Source organism: Ruegeria sp. AM1, assembly GCF_056540745.1.
Window position 1 is genome coordinate 51,284 of record NZ_JBQFXH010000001.1, and the last position, 14,203, is coordinate 65,486.

13 protein-coding genes are annotated in these 14,203 nt (G+C 58.7%); 8 read left to right on the top strand and 5 right to left on the bottom strand.

The window, feature by feature from the left end; genetic code table 11:
• Positions 1–106: 106 nt before the first annotated feature.
• Positions 107–1,783, bottom strand: a complete 1,677-nt coding sequence (locus ACR0I7_RS00255; RefSeq protein WP_480507250.1) for a cytochrome D1 domain-containing protein — start codon at positions 1,781–1,783, stop codon at positions 107–109.
• 248 nt (positions 1,784–2,031) lie between these two features.
• Here ACR0I7_RS00255 and ACR0I7_RS00260 point away from each other — a divergent pair, with 248 nt between their 5' ends.
• The 7 genes from ACR0I7_RS00260 (at position 2,032) to ACR0I7_RS00290 (ending at position 8,733) form a co-directional block, all read left to right on the top strand.
• Positions 2,032–3,222: an NnrS family protein gene (locus tag ACR0I7_RS00260; RefSeq protein ID WP_480507252.1), complete on the top strand. Its 1,191-nt coding sequence runs from the start codon at positions 2,032–2,034 to the stop codon at positions 3,220–3,222.
• Between the two features lie 108 nt (positions 3,223–3,330).
• Positions 3,331–3,780: a c-type cytochrome gene (locus ACR0I7_RS00265; RefSeq protein ID WP_480507254.1), complete on the top strand. Its 450-nt coding sequence runs from the start codon at positions 3,331–3,333 to the stop codon at positions 3,778–3,780.
• 15 nt (positions 3,781–3,795) lie between these two features.
• Positions 3,796–5,163: a cbb3-type cytochrome c oxidase subunit I gene (locus ACR0I7_RS00270; RefSeq protein WP_480507256.1), complete on the top strand. Its 1,368-nt coding sequence runs from the start codon at positions 3,796–3,798 to the stop codon at positions 5,161–5,163.
• Positions 5,163–5,978 (top strand): AAA family ATPase, encoded by an 816-nt coding sequence (locus ACR0I7_RS00275; RefSeq protein ID WP_480507258.1) that lies wholly within the window; start codon positions 5,163–5,165, stop codon positions 5,976–5,978. The genes ACR0I7_RS00270 and ACR0I7_RS00275 overlap by 1 nt, the downstream gene beginning before the upstream one ends.
• 9 nt (positions 5,979–5,987) lie before the next feature.
• Positions 5,988–7,910, top strand: coding sequence for a nitric oxide reductase activation protein NorD (locus ACR0I7_RS00280; RefSeq protein WP_480507260.1), 1,923 nt, complete (start codon positions 5,988–5,990; stop codon positions 7,908–7,910).
• A complete protein-coding gene (locus tag ACR0I7_RS00285) occupies positions 7,907–8,455 on the top strand; it encodes a cytochrome c oxidase subunit 3 (protein WP_480507261.1) in 549 nt (182 codons plus the stop codon). Before ACR0I7_RS00280 ends, ACR0I7_RS00285 begins: the two co-directional genes overlap by 4 nt.
• 5 nt (positions 8,456–8,460) lie before the next feature.
• A complete protein-coding gene (locus tag ACR0I7_RS00290; RefSeq protein WP_480507263.1) occupies positions 8,461–8,733 on the top strand; it encodes a cytochrome C oxidase subunit IV family protein in 273 nt (90 codons plus the stop codon).
• Between the two features lie 56 nt (positions 8,734–8,789).
• Here the strand turns inward: ACR0I7_RS00290 and hemA are convergent, their stop codons facing one another.
• On the bottom strand, positions 8,790–10,013 hold the full coding sequence (gene hemA, locus ACR0I7_RS00295; protein WP_480507265.1) for a 5-aminolevulinate synthase: 1,224 nt from the start codon (positions 10,011–10,013) through the stop codon (positions 8,790–8,792).
• A 181-nt stretch (positions 10,014–10,194) separates the two neighbouring features.
• Here hemA and ACR0I7_RS00300 point away from each other — a divergent pair, with 181 nt between their 5' ends.
• Positions 10,195–10,884, top strand: a complete 690-nt coding sequence (locus ACR0I7_RS00300) for a Crp/Fnr family transcriptional regulator (RefSeq protein ID WP_480507267.1) — start codon at positions 10,195–10,197, stop codon at positions 10,882–10,884.
• Between the two features lie 131 nt (positions 10,885–11,015).
• Here ACR0I7_RS00300 and ACR0I7_RS00305 read toward each other — a convergent pair whose 3' ends face one another.
• The 3 genes from ACR0I7_RS00305 to ACR0I7_RS00315 form a co-directional block, all read right to left on the bottom strand.
• Complete coding sequence (locus tag ACR0I7_RS00305) at positions 11,016–12,281, bottom strand: ABC transporter permease (RefSeq protein ID WP_480507269.1); 1,266 nt, start codon at positions 12,279–12,281, stop codon at positions 11,016–11,018.
• A complete protein-coding gene (locus tag ACR0I7_RS00310; RefSeq protein ID WP_480507271.1) occupies positions 12,278–13,084 on the bottom strand; it encodes a taurine ABC transporter ATP-binding protein in 807 nt (268 codons plus the stop codon). Before ACR0I7_RS00310 ends, ACR0I7_RS00305 begins: the two co-directional genes overlap by 4 nt.
• 66 nt (positions 13,085–13,150) lie before the next feature.
• The gene (locus ACR0I7_RS00315; protein WP_480507273.1) at positions 13,151–14,146 is read right to left on the bottom strand and encodes a taurine ABC transporter substrate-binding protein; all 996 of its coding nucleotides are present in this window, start codon (positions 14,144–14,146) and stop codon (positions 13,151–13,153) included.
• Positions 14,147–14,203: the final 57 nt, after the last annotated feature.

A 14,203-nucleotide genomic window follows, 5' to 3' on the forward strand; every position in this document is an offset into this window, starting at 1 on the left:
TGGCTGTCTTATCTGGCCTTGTCTGGCCGGTGAGTTTGGCTGATGGGTCAAACGCAGAAAGGGCGGGCGAGGGGCCCGCCCTTTCCGGTGTTGATTGCCGAGCCCGTCAGGTGACGTGGTTCGAACGGTTGTAGACGTTGAACTTACCGGTCGGCGCGAACAGGCCCTTGATGCGGGCTTTCTCTTCCAGCGTCTCAGCGTCGTAGATCACGATCTCACCGTTTGGTTCTTTCGAGTCGGCCAGGTTCCAGTTAGAGACCCACACCTCGGTACCGTCTGCGTTGAACTCGAAGTGAACAGCCGCGTGGCCTTCCTGCTCGGTCAGCTGGATTGTTTTAACGATCTCACCGGTTTCCTTGTCGATCACCTGCACCGATTGCTGAATCTCAGGCTCAGGGTGCTTGGTCTGGTCCGCCCACACATATTTTGATTTCGGGTGCGTGCGGATGAACAGGCCGGGGCCGTCGGTTTCAACTTCGTAGCAGACCTTCCAGGCATCGTCGGGGCGGTTCTCGGGGTCGTTGCCCCAGACAGTCACGGTGCCCACACCAAGGTGCGTGGTCCCGGCGACAGGCCCGCAGTTCGGGTCAATCCAGTTGGCGCCAGGGCCGGGGTGCGGCAGGGCGGCGACATCGATAAGTGACTCGAGCTTGCGGTCTTTGGTGTCGACTACAACCATCTTGTTCGAGGCGTTTGCCGCGATCTGGAAGTACCGACCTGTCGGGTCAAAGAACCCATCATGCAGGAACTTGGCGCTGTCGATCTTGTCGATGCGCAGGTTGTCGATATCCGAATAGTCGACCTGCCACATCTGACCCAGCTCTTTCACTGCGACCAACCAGCTTGGCTCGTTCGGAGTTGTATAGATCGCGGCGACGCGGCTTTCTTCGACATAGTCGCCATCCACGTTCACACCGCGGGTCGAAACGACCTTGAGCGGCTCCATGGTCACGGCATCCACGATGGCAAAGTGCGGGGGCCAGTAGCCGCCACCGATGACGTATTTACCATCACCCGAGATTGCCACGTCACGCGCGTCATAGGCGATCTTGACCTCGGAAACCAACATCTTGTCGGGCGTCTGCCAGAGGTCGATCTTGGTCATCTTGCCATCGCGGCCCATGGTGTACCAGAAGCGGCCCGGGTTGTCGGGTTCTTCCAGTTTGTGGTGCTCGGATGCTTTGATGACATGTACGGCATAGCCGGTCGGGATATGGACCAGTACTTCTTTGGTGTCGCCGTCGATGATGGCAACCTTGCCCACGTCACGTTCGATGACGACAAAGAAGTTCTCCCAGTTGCGGCCATGCAGCGGCTCGGTCGGATAGTCGGCTTCTTCGACATAGACCTTGCGGGTGGCTTTCATCTGGTCCAGCGACATTTCAGGCGGCTTGGGAGCCTCCATCATGATGTATGTCGACATGTCCTTGATTTCCTGCTCGGTCATAATGTCCGAGAAGTTGTTCATGCCGCCTTCGGTCCCCCAGGCGATGATTTTCTCAAGCCGTTCCTGACCCAGTGCAAGGGTGCCGCCTTCGGTTACGGTGCCGTCGGCTGCGGTTTTCTTCCAATGCGGCTCAAGGTTCTTACCGGTGGCGCCTTTTCGCAGCACACCGTGACACCCCGCGCATTGTTCAAAATAAAGCTGCTTTGACGATTCAAACGCTTCGTCGCTGAGGGTTGGCTCTTCGGCAAAGGCAGGAGCAGCAACGCTGCCCAACAGCATTGCCAAACCGACCCCGAAGGCGCGGCCGGTTTTGTTGTAGCTGATTCCAAGTGACATGATCACTCTCCAAATATGCGTGGTGAGGCAGGCGAAGAGTGCAATGGATGGGGCAGGAGGTGCCTTGACAAAAGTCAACGCAGCGCAGCCAAACTGGATTGGAATTGGCAATTTTGGGTGCCGAGCGATCTTAGAAATCGTGTGTTTTTAAGTCATATTTTTCGGAGTTGCTTGATTTTTGTTAAGGGAGCCGCCTTGCCGCCCGTTTACTGATTGTCCGACGACAGCTGAAGTCTGGAGAGCGGAAAATGGCGGCTATGTTGAGACGGGTGTTGGGCGAGGGATTTCGGGTCTTTTTCCTGTCGGCGGGTCTCTATGGGTTGTTTGCCGGGCTAGTGTGGGTGCTTTGGCTTGCCGCGCAGGCAGCCGGCCTTGCCGCAGGTGATCCCTCTTACGCGATGAGCCCCCCCATGTGGCACGCGCATGAGATGATCTTTGGTTATTCCGCTGCCGCGCTGGGCGGATTTTTCCTGACTGCAGTGCCGAACTGGACTGGCGCGCCAAATGCACGGTACGTCTTTGTCGCCGCAACTGCTGGACTGTGGTTGGCGGGGCGTCTGGCGATGTGGTTTTCGGCCTATTTGGCGCCCTGGATGGTGGCTGCACTGGATCTGGTCTTTATTCCGGTTTTGGCTGCCAAGATCGCATCGCAGCTGCTCCGCCGACCGAAACCCCAGAACATGATCTTCCTGCTATTGCTTGCATATGTCTGGGTTTCGAACCTGATGACCCACCTGCAGTGGCTGAGCCTGACCGATGATACGGTGAACATCGGCCTGCGCGGGGGGCTGCTCGCGCTTTGCGCCATGATCGCGGTGTTGGGCGGACGGATCACACCGGCGTTTACCCGCAATGCCATGAAACGCGCTGGGCAACCCGAAGCAACCTGGCCGATTTCGGTGCCTGTTCTGGAAAAAGCCAGCCTGATTGTGGCTTTGAGCCTGCCCGCAGTATTTCTGGTGCTCGGAACCGGTCGACTGACCGGGGTCCTGGCTCTGGTTCTGGGGGGGCTGCAGTTGCTGCGCTTGTCCCGCTGGCGCGCCGGATGGGCACTGCAGCAGCCGATTCTGATCGCGCTGCATCTTGGGCTGGCGATGCTCGCGTTGGGTCTGATCCTGTGGGGCGCGGCGTTACTGGGCTTTGGTAGCGAAGTCGGCGCGCTGCATGTTCTGGGGATCGGCTGCGTTGGCTGCATGACACTGGCGGTGATGAGCCGCGCCGCGTTGGGCCATAGCGGTCGTGCGCTGGTTGCGCCGTCTCCCATGGCGCTGGCCTATGGGCTCATGGCCGCTGCCGCTGTCACGCGTTGGTTGGCCACCCTGCTGCCTGACAGCATATACATGTCATTGATGTTGGTCGCCGCCGCGTTGTGGACAATCGCCACGGCGCTGTTCGTGCTGTCGATGTGGACTGCCCTGACCGCGCCCCGCGTCGCCTGAAACATCTCTGCGGCATGGAATCACACATATCTTGACTTTGGTTAAGGAAGCATCGGGCCGCCCGGCGCATTGTCCCTGCACTAGCAAAGCGGCGCAAAGGAGAGCGCGATGCGCGAAGTCATGACAAAGAGCATGGCCCGCAACATATTTTATGGCGGGTCCCTGTTCTTCATTTTAATCTTTCTGGCCCTGTCGGCCCACTCACACTGGTACATCGTCAATTCCGAGAATTCGGCAAAGCTTGATGACAGCGTGGTTCGGGGCAAACACGTCTGGGAAAAACACGCTTGTATCAACTGCCACACCATAATGGGGGAAGGAGCCTACTATGCCCCCGAGGTCGCCAATGTGATGACCCGTTGGGGCGTTCTGGACGATCCGGAAGGCGCCTTTGAGGCCCTCAAGGGCTGGATGGAGGCGCAACCGACCGGCATTCCCGGTCGTCGGCAGATGCCCAGTTTCGACCTCAGCGACGAAGAACTCCGTGACCTGACCAACTTCCTGATCTGGACGGACAACATCGACGCGCAGGGCTGGCCGCCGAATGATGCGGGCTGAGAAGGGAACCGAGACATGAAATACGAATCCCAAAAAGTGGCCTATGCCTATTTCGCTGTGGCAATGGGTCTGTTTGCGATCCAGGTGATCGGCGGTCTGCTGGCCGGCTGGATCTATGTATCCCCCAATTTTCTGAGCGAGCTGCTGCCGTTCAACATCGTGCGGATGCTGCACACCAACGCGTTGATTGTCTGGCTGCTGCTGGGTTTCTTCGGCGCGGCCTACTTCCTGATCCCGGAAGAGGCGGAACGTGAGATCCACTCAACCAAGCTGGCCTATCTGCAGCTTCTGATTCTGGTCGTGGGCACGCTGGGCGTGGTTGTCACCTATGTGTTCAACCTGTTCGAAGGCAACTGGTTGCTGGGCAAAGAGGGGCGCGAGTTCCTTGAACAGCCCAAATGGGTCAAGGCGGGCATCGTCGTGGCCGCGCTGATCTTCCTCTACAACGTGTCTATAACCGTTCTGAAGGGGAAAAAGACCGCGATTTCAAATATCCTTCTGCTGGGTCTGTGGGGGCTGGCGCTGCTGTTCCTCTTTGCCTTCTACAATCCGGGCAACCTGTCGCTGGACAAGCAATACTGGTGGTATGTCGTTCACCTGTGGGTCGAAGGCGTATGGGAACTGATCATGGCCTCGATCCTGGCCTACCTGATGCTCAAGCTGACGGGTGTGGACCGCGAGGTGGTTGAGAAATGGCTTTATGTCATCGTCGCCGCCGCGCTGTTCTCGGGTATCCTTGGTACTGGCCACCACTACTACTGGATCGGGACACCGGCCTATTGGCAGTGGATCGGTTCGATCTTCTCGAGCCTTGAGGTGATCCCGTTCTTTGCGATGATGGCCTTTGCCTTTGTCATGGTCTGGAAGGGTCGCCGAGACCATCCCAACAAGGCCGCGCTGTTGTGGTCGCTGGGTTGTGCCACGCTTGCCTTCTTCGGGGCCGGTGTCTGGGGCTTCCTGCACACGTTGCACGGGGTGAACTACTATACCCACGGCACGCAGATCACGGCCGCACACGGCCACCTGGCTTTCTATGGTGCCTATGTCTGTCTCAATCTTGCAATCTTCACCTATGCGATGCCGATCCTGAAGAACCGCGATCCCTATAATCAGGTTCTGAACATGGCGTCCTTCTGGCTGATGAGCAGCGGAATGGTGTTCATGACTTTTGTCCTGACCTTCGGCGGAACCGTGCAGACCCATATGCAGCGCGTAATTGGCGACTACTTCATGGACGTCCAGGACCAGATCGCTATCTTCTACTGGATGCGCTTTGGCTCGGGTGTTGTTGTGGTCATTGGCGCGCTGTTGTTCATCTACTCGATCTGGGTGCCCCGGAAAGAGGTGATTGAACCCGGCGCTGCCGAAACCCCTGCGGAGTGATGGATATGGACGGCTCCGTACAAATGGAACTGGGGGCGGCAAACGCCCCCTTCTACCTGGCGCAGGGCGACGAATGCGATGTGTTCGCCGCCGCCTATGCCAACAACCTGCCTGTTCTGCTGAAAGGGCCGACGGGCTGCGGAAAGACCCGGTTCGTGGCCCATATGGCTGCCAGCCTTGGTCGCCCGCTTTATACCGTGGCTTGTCATGACGATCTGGCGGCCGCCGATCTGATCGGGCGTTACCTGCTGAAGGGCGGCGAAACCGTCTGGGTCGATGGTCCGCTGACGCGCGCAGTGCGCGAGGGTGCGATCTGCTATCTAGACGAGGTGGTCGAGGCCCGCAAAGACGTCACCGTTGTTTTGCACCCGCTGACCGATGACCGGCGCATCCTGCCGATCGACCGCACCGGCGAAGAGCTTGAGGCCGCGCCCGGTTTCATGCTGGTCGCCTCATACAACCCCGGTTACCAGAATATCCTGAAAACCCTGAAACCCTCGACCCGGCAGCGGTTTATCTCGCTCGAGTTCGACTTTCCGTCGCCCGAGATGGAGGCCGAAGTGGTCGCCCAGGAGAGCGGGCTGTCGTTGGAGCGCTGCAAACCGCTGGTACGTCTTGCAGGCAAGCTGCGCGGGCTCAAGGGTCAGGATCTTGAGGAAGGCGTTTCCACACGTCTGGTCGTTTATGCCGCGACGCTGATCGCACAGGGCATGTCCACCGACCGCGCCATCCTTGCCGCAATGATCGAACCTCTGACCGATGACGAGGATATCAAACGCGGGCTCCTCGATCTTGTCACGGCTGTCTTTGGGTGAGGCCCGCCGATGGTCAGGATCGATTTTGAGCCATGGGAACCCGAAGAAACAATCGGGAAACTGTGGCACACCCTTGCCAGCCGCCTCGATGCACCCCAGGTGCATGTTGGAGCCGCGGTCGACCTCTCAGAGGTCGCGGGGCGGCTGGCAGTCCTTTTTCGGGGGTTGGGAGGCAACCCGGGCGTCGAACTGCGCCCGGTCTCACCCGAGGTTTCCCGCCACCGGCTGAGCTGGCGGCGGCGGCTTGGGGCCGAGGTTGAGCTTATGTCGCGCCCGTCTTTTGACGGCGAGGTGCTGCGCCTGCCTGAGCAACTGGCTGTTTTCCCGGCGCGCGAAGCAAATGGCGCACTTTTTGTCTGGCTGGCCGCGGCGGCGGCGCATGCAGGCACGAGAATAGATGCAGACGACCCGCTGCGCGCTGATATGAACGCGCTGGCTGCGGCCCGATCGATGGTCGAAGCCACCTTGGAAGATGCCCCCGGTCTGCGCCCACTTTACACTGAACTCTGTCGTGGTCTGTTGTATCAACGCGCCATCCCAAGCCTGCCACCTGTTGAGGCCGAGGTTGAGGAACTTGTGCGCCATATGCTGGGTGATCCCGCACCGTTGTCGCCCAAGGCGCAGGCGTTGCAAGAGCTGGATGACGACATGTGCGCCCCGCGCGGCTATCAGCACTTCCGCCCGGTGCCGCTGTGGCCCGAGCTGCGCGCCGTCAGCTTTTCTGCACATACCGAAGTGGAAAGCCGCGATACCGAAGGCCAGCCCCAAGAGTCGGGTGAGAAAACCCACCGTGCACGCCGCCGGAAATCCGAGCAGGCCGAACGTCAGGACAGTCTGATCCTCCACAAGTTCGAGGCGATCCTCAGCTGGGCGGAGTTTCTGAACCTCAACCGCAGGGTCGACGATGATGACCCTGACAGTGCAAAAAAAGCTGCTGACGATCAGGATGAAATTGGACTTGGTCAGATATCTAAAGCCCCCCCGACGCGGTTGAAATTGCACCTCGACCTCGCGCCTGAGGACGTGAACCGAGAGCGTCTGTCGGGCCGTATCCTCTATCCCGAATGGGATGTGCGCACCGGGCAGTACCTGCCCGATCACGTCAACGTCCTGACATCGGATGCCGATATCCGCGAGGATGCTGCCGAGTTCGGCAAGGACCCCGCCACCGCCCGCCGCATTCGCGCGGTCAAACGCCAGTTCGAGGCGCTGCGACCGGGGCGGGTGATGACACGTGGCCATCTGGACGGCGATCAGTTGGATATCGAGGCGGCTGTGCGTGCAGAAACGGAGCGCCGCGCCCGCGGGGAAGGCAACGAGCGCGTCTGGCAGCAATCCCGCACCGAGGCGCGCGATCTGGCGGTCTCGATTCTGCTGGACGTAAGCCGTTCGACCGAAAGCGCCGTCACAGGCCGCGCCGTGATCGACATCGAACGCGAGGCGCTGGCCGCTTTGGCCTGGGGCCTGAACGCCTGCGGCGACGATTTCGCCATCCACGCCTTCAGCTCGTTGAAGCGCCAGCGTGTCTATGTGCAGCGCTGCAAACGGTTTGATGAGCCGATGGGGGCGTTGGTCGAACAGCGCATCGCCTCGTTGCGGCCCGGGCATTACACCCGGCTGGGCGCTGCGATCCGCCATTGTTCGGCCGAGTTGGCAGCCCAATCGCGCAAGCGCCGCCTGCTGTTGGTGATCACCGACGGGAAACCCAACGATCTGGACCACTATGAGGGCCGCCACGGCATCGAAGACACCTGCATGGCCGTCCGCGAAGCGCGGCGCGCGGGACAGTCGGTCTTTGGCGTCACTATCGACAAAACTGGCAAAAGCTGGTTTTCGCGTATGTTCGGGCAGGGAGGTTTTGCCGTCATCCCCGACCCGCATCGTTTGACCATGGCGCTGCCGCAAATCTATCGACAGCTGGTTGGCGCATGACAGAGGCTTCTTTGATCGATGAGTTGCCCGGTGAGTTGCTGATGTGGGTCCTCATTATCTCCGAACTGCTGGTATTTGGTGCCGGGTTGGTCGCATTCATGGGCGTGCGTCTGACCGACCCGGTGGGTTTTGCCGAGGCACAAGCGCATCTGCATCGGACGGGGGCCGCGCTGAACACTGCGGTGTTGGTCACGTCAGGCTATCTGGCAGCACAGGCGCTAAGATGGCGTCGCGCCGCGCAGCAACGCGCCGCGCGTCTGGCCCTGATCGGGGCGGCCTGTCTTGGGGTCGTGTTTCTGATCATAAAGGGCGTGGAATATGCTGACAAAGCCGCGCTGGGCATCAATTTCGAAACCCATGCGTTTTTTATGTTCTACTACCTGCTGACCGGATTTCACGCGGCACATGTTCTGGCAGGTGTGGGCATCTTGCTATTGGTCGCTTGGCGGGATGAACCGCGCAACATCGAGGCGGGTGCTCAGTTCTGGCACATGGTCGATCTGGTCTGGATCCTGCTGTTCCCCGTGATCTATCTGTTGGGGTGATTGAGATGCCCGAAGAAAGCCCTCGTCGCTGGATTGCGGGTACTCTGACATCTGCCTGGATTAAGCTCTTGGGGCTGAGTGTCGCGTCGGCCATTCTGACCCTGTTGCCCATGCCGCCTGCATTGTTGGGAGGGGGTATTCTGCTGTTGGCGCTTGCCAAGGCCCGCATCATCCTTGCACGGTATCTTGAGCTTTCAACCCGACCCGCGTGGTTGCGGGGCTTTACCATGGTACTGACCGCGTTTTCTGTGGTGATCTATGGGCTCTACCTAATCTGAAGAAACAAAAACGCCACCCTGACGGGTGACGTTTCGGTGGCAGATACTCGGGCATTTTATTGCGCAGCTATAGGCATCCGCGCGATTTGGCACCGTTGCCACAAGGCTGACAACGCACCCACCAGATGGTCGATATCCTCGTCCGTATGCACCGGCGATGGCGTGATACGCAGGCGTTCAGTGCCCTTGGGAACAGTCGGATAGTTGATTGGTTGGATGTAGATTCCGAACTCTTCCAGCAAGGTATCCGAGATGAATTTGCATTTCACCGGATCGCCAACCATGACCGGAATAATATGGCTGGGGTTGGGGATGTGAGGAATACCTTCAGCATCCAGCCGCGCGCGCACTTGTGCAACGCGCGTCTTTTGCAGGTCTCGTTCAGTGTTTGACTGTTTCAGGTGCTGGATGGATGCCGCGGCACCCGCAGCAACCGCGGGGGGCAGGGCCGTGGTAAAGATGAACCCGCTGGCGAAGCTGCGCACGAAATCGCAGAGCGCGGCTGAGGCGGCGATATATCCACCCACAACCCCAAAGGCTTTGCCCAGAGTGCCTTCGATGACGGTCAGCCGATCCATCAGACCCTCGCGTTCGGCAATGCCGCCGCCGTGCGGACCATACAGGCCGACCGCGTGAACCTCGTCCAGATAAGTCATCGCCCCATAGGTGTCGGCCAGGTCGCAGATTTCTCTGATAGGTGCGATATCGCCATCCATGGAATAGACAGATTCAAAGGCGATCATCTTGGGCGCATCCGGATCAGCGGCGGCAAGCTTAGCTTCAAGATCGGTTAGATCGTTATGTTTCCAGATCACCTTTTGCGCGCGCGAGTGGCGGATGCCTTCGATCATTGACGCGTGGTTCAACGCATCCGAAAAGACGATCAGGTCGGGAATCTTGGCCGCAAGCGTACCCAACGCTGCCCAGTTCGAGACATAGCCGGATGTAAACAGCAGGGCGGCTTCTTTGCCGTGCAGCTCGGCCAGCTCTTGTTCTAGAAGGACGTGGTCATGGGTTGTGCCCGAGATGTTGCGCGTGCCGCCAGCCCCTGCACCGCAGCGATCAAGCGCGTCGTGCATAGCTGCCAGAACCGTTGGTTGCTGTCCCATGCCCAGATAGTCGTTCGAGCACCAAATCTGAACATCCCGTTGCGCGTGCTCATCGGTTTGCCGAGCGTTTGGGAAAGAACCGCAGCGGCGCTGCAGATCGATGAAAACACGATAATTCCCCTCATCCCGCAGGGCGTTGAGGCTCTGGTCAAAAAATCGCTCGTAGTCCATCTCGTATACTCCCGGGGATACTGGCTATGGGGCCAGAATAAGTGCCGGGGCGGGCGCGCAACATGACAATTGTCAAGTTGGCGGTGGGGAAAAGACTGGTGCGTTCCGGCGCGCTTTGGCATAGCCTGTAAGGGGATGGACATGCGGGCCTCTTCAGCCCGCAGAGAAGGGGGGTGCCTCTGTGGCACATGAAATACAAAAGGCGATCGCGCGGCAGTCGCTCTTGCTCAAAAGCTTGCCCGAGCAGCATGTAGACACGTTGCTGAGCCACGCAATCTGGCGTCAATACGACCGCGGCGAGACGATCTTTTTGCAGGAGGAGAAGGCCAAGGCCGTGCATGTGGTTTTGGCCGGATGGGTCAAGCTGTTCCGGATGTCACCAAGCGGCGCCGAAGCGGTCGTGAGCGTCTTCACCAAAGGTGAGAGTTTTGGTGAGGCCGTCGCCCTGCGAAATGTCCCCTATCCGGTGTCGGCTGAGGCCGTGTCATCCTGTGAGGTGATGCATATTCCCAGCCCTGTGCTGTTGTCACTGATGCGCGAAGATCCTGAGATCGGGATTTCGATTCTGGCGGCGACCTTTACCCACCTGCACTCGCTTGTTGCGCAGCTTGAGCAGTTGAAGGCGCAGACCGGGGCGCAGAGGGTGGCGGAGTTTTTGCTCAGCCTCTGCGATTGCGATGCGGATGAGTGTGATGTTGCGCTGCCCTATGACAAAATGCTGATCGCCGGGCGTCTTGGCATGAAGCCCGAAAGCCTGAGCCGCGCGTTTTCGCGATTAAAGGCCGTGGGGGTTAAGATCAATCGCAACCATGCAGAGATTTCCAATATCGGGATGCTGCGGGACTATGCCGAGAGCGACTCGTCGGCTTAATCCGGCTGTCGCCCGCTTCGGATCACTTTGGCCTCAGGACGCATGGCCAACACATGACGCGGCGATTGCAGGCTAGAACGAAAAAGCCCCGGACCATGGTCCGGGGCTTCTTGTTTCTGATCTGTATGGGCTTAACTGCGGCCCTTCCACGGAACAAGGAAGTCCTCTGCTTTGCGCATCAGGATGTCGATGCCATAGCCGATCACGCCGATCAGCACGATGCCCATAATCACGATATCGGTCAGCTGGAACTTTGACGCCGCAATGATCATCATCCCGGCTCCTTTCTGCGCTGCAACCAGTTCGGCCGCAACCACAGTGCCCCAGCAAACGCCCATCGCAACCCGCGCGCCCGTGAAGATTTCGGGCAGCGAGTTTGGCACGATCACGTGACGCATGATCTGCCATTTCGACGCGCCAAGCGAATAGGCCGCGTGAATCTTAGAGATGTTCACACCAGATACACCCGCCCGCGCAGCGATGGTCATGATCCAGAGCGCGGCGAGGAACAGCAGAACGATCTTGCCGGTTTCCCAGATGCCAAACCAGATGATGACCAGTGGGATCAGCGCAAGTGGTGGAACCGGACGCATGAACTCGACAATGGGGTCGAACCATCCACGGAACCAGCCGGACAGACCCATGGCATAGCCCAAAGGAATACCAACTAGGGCCCCTGCAACAAAGCCTGCGACAACGCGCAGCAGCGACCAGCCGAGATGCTCCCAAAGCGAGAAGTTCTGATAGCCCTCGCGCGCAATCTCGAAGAAACGCGAAACAACGGTTTCGGGTGCAGGCAGCCAGATTGGGTTCATCTGCAAACCCTGATCAGGAGTAAATGTAATCGCGCCCTTATCGGTCAACGATACAGTACCGTTCCCTGTGTCCACTTTGACGCCCGCGCCGATAGGCTGGCCGTTGATCGCAACGATTTTAGCCCCGTCTTTGCGGGTGGTCTCGTCATTCTTGTCGAACAGGATTGTCGACGAACGCCCCGCAGGTGCCGCCAGGGCGTCATTCTTGGCAAAGCCGCTGCCTGGCTCTACTTCGAACTTCTCGGCCTCTTCGCCAAAGGCTGGTACGCGGACAAAGATGGTTGCGTCGTCCGTGCTGCCATCGGCACTTTCCAGAGTATAGGTGAACTCTGTATCACCGACAAACGGGCCAGGCACATGTAGCGGGCTAAGCTTGGAGCCGGTAAAGGCCGCCCAGATGACAAAGATCACAAGCACAGAGATGATCGAGGCCGCCCTGTCCGCACGGACAGCACTTTCATCCCCGAACGTCACGGTTTTCAGACTGGTGAAATCCTTGCGGCTTTGCAGGCCGCGGCGCAGAGAGTAGACGATGAAGAACGCACCGGCGAACAATCCGACATAAAATAGAAGTACAATCATGCGACCTGCTCCGTACGGCCCATAATTTCTTCCTCCATCTCCCAGATCATCGACAGGATTTCATCCCGCGTTTCTGCGAACCCCTCGGATTTCTTTACGTCGCGAAGATCAGCATTCACGCCGCGTTCCGCAAAGGGCAGATTGTATTCACGGTGAATACGACCCGGACGCGGAGCCATCACGATCAGTCGTTCCCCAAGCAACAGGGCTTCTTCGACTGAGTGGGTAATCAGGATGATTGTCTTGCCGGTCTCTTTCCAGAGCTTCAGCACCAGCCCTTGCATCTTTTCCCGTGTCAGCGCGTCCAGCGCACCCAGCGGTTCGTCCATCAGGATCACGTCGGGCTCATTCGCCAGACACCGGGCCAGCGCAACACGCTGTTGCATACCCCCGGACAGTTCGTAGACGGCCTTGTCTTTAAAGTCCTGCAGACCCACGACCTCAAGCAGGTGATCAGATATCTGATCCCGCTCGGCCTTGGGCATCCCCTTCATCCGTGGGCCAAATTCCACGTTTTCCCGCACGTTCATCCATTCGAACAGCGCCCCTTTTTGGAACACCATCCCGCGTTCCGCATCCGGGCCTTCAACCACGTGGCCATTCAATTCGACCTTCCCCGAGGTCGGTGCCAGAAATCCTGCAAGGATATTCAGCAACGTCGTCTTTCCGCACCCTGACGGGCCAAGAACGGACATCAGCTCTCCTTCTTTCAGAGTGAGCGAGACGTCCTGAAGAGCCTGCACAGATGACCCGTTGGGCAGATCAAAGCGCATGGACAAATCAATGATGTCCAATTCGGGCATCCTGTTTCCTTCCTGCTTAGATGTGGGTCGGCCCGTCGTGCGGGCCGATCTCCGATTTTTTGACGTTTAGTTGTTAGCTGATTCCAGAGGGGCCGTGCTTACAGCACCGCCATAGGAATCCAGCGCGTTCTCAATGCTTCCGGCGGATTGGAAGACATTCGCAACACCGGTCATGAACTCTTGCGCGCCGCCACCCAGCCATTTCTCCGACAGTTGTTCGTCAACCGATGGGAAGGTGAACAGAGCGATCGTAGCCTCAGCATCTGCAAGATCCATACCTGCATCCTTGGCAATAACCGCAAGCATTTCTTCCTGATTTTCGCCCGAATTCCACTGCGCGTTGGCGTCTGCGGTCACCTTCAAGAACTTGCTGAGCAGTTCCGACTCGCCTTCGACAAAGCTGGCGGGGGCCGAGGTTACGTCAAAAACCAGAATGCCGATTTCTTCTTTCTCGGCACCGGTCAGCAGGACATTCCCATGCTCAAGCATCCGACGTAGGGCGCCGCCCCAGCCGCAGACCATGTCCAGGTTGCCCTGTGCAAATGCGGCCGCGCCATCTGCAGGCGCCATGTCGACGATTTCCATCGAGCTGAGGTCAACGCCGAAATGATCCATCTGCGACAGGAAACCATAATGTGCGGCGGTGCCGATCGGAACGCCAACTTTTTTGCCGTTCAGTTCACCGGCATTGGTTTTGTCGATTTCCAGCGCTTCGGCAACGACACAGTTATCGTTATCCGAATAGCTGGTCGCTACATCCACAATTTGCAGGTCCTGGCCTGCAGAGGTGGCTACGACGAAGGGTGGAACACCCTGGCTGACGGCGATCTGAACGTCGCCCGACGCCATGGCCGCGGACATCGCCGTGCCGGTGTCGAAAGATACCCAGTTGATCTTCGTACCAAGCTCTTCTTCGTAGGTTCCGTTTGCCTTTGCATACTGGAACGGCATCGGCCATTCGAGGAAATACGCAACGGTGATCTCGTCCAGCGCGGCGGCCTGCGAAGCCGTCAGTGCAGTGATCCCGGCGCAAGCTGTTGTGAGCAGATATTTCTTGATCATTTCGAAAATGTTCTCCCTGATTGGTCACACTTTAGCGTGTGTGGTGACCTTCCAAAG

Coding starts and splice junctions, on each gene's coding strand:
- ACR0I7_RS00255 (WP_480507250.1), bottom strand. CDS start 1,783: ATGTCACTTGGAATCAGCTACAACAAAACCGGCCGCGCCTTCGGGGTC.
- ACR0I7_RS00260 (WP_480507252.1), top strand. CDS start 2,032: ATGGCGGCTATGTTGAGACGGGTGTTGGGCGAGGGATTTCGGGTCTTT.
- ACR0I7_RS00265 (WP_480507254.1), top strand. CDS start 3,331: ATGCGCGAAGTCATGACAAAGAGCATGGCCCGCAACATATTTTATGGC.
- ACR0I7_RS00270 (WP_480507256.1), top strand. CDS start 3,796: ATGAAATACGAATCCCAAAAAGTGGCCTATGCCTATTTCGCTGTGGCA.
- ACR0I7_RS00275 (WP_480507258.1), top strand. CDS start 5,163: ATGGATATGGACGGCTCCGTACAAATGGAACTGGGGGCGGCAAACGCC.
- ACR0I7_RS00280 (WP_480507260.1), top strand. CDS start 5,988: ATGGTCAGGATCGATTTTGAGCCATGGGAACCCGAAGAAACAATCGGG.
- ACR0I7_RS00285 (WP_480507261.1), top strand. CDS start 7,907: ATGACAGAGGCTTCTTTGATCGATGAGTTGCCCGGTGAGTTGCTGATG.
- ACR0I7_RS00290 (WP_480507263.1), top strand. CDS start 8,461: ATGCCCGAAGAAAGCCCTCGTCGCTGGATTGCGGGTACTCTGACATCT.
- hemA (WP_480507265.1), bottom strand. CDS start 10,013: ATGGACTACGAGCGATTTTTTGACCAGAGCCTCAACGCCCTGCGGGAT.
- ACR0I7_RS00305 (WP_480507269.1), bottom strand. CDS start 12,281: ATGATTGTACTTCTATTTTATGTCGGATTGTTCGCCGGTGCGTTCTTC.
- ACR0I7_RS00310 (WP_480507271.1), bottom strand. CDS start 13,084: ATGCCCGAATTGGACATCATTGATTTGTCCATGCGCTTTGATCTGCCC.
- ACR0I7_RS00315 (WP_480507273.1), bottom strand. CDS start 14,146: ATGATCAAGAAATATCTGCTCACAACAGCTTGCGCCGGGATCACTGCA.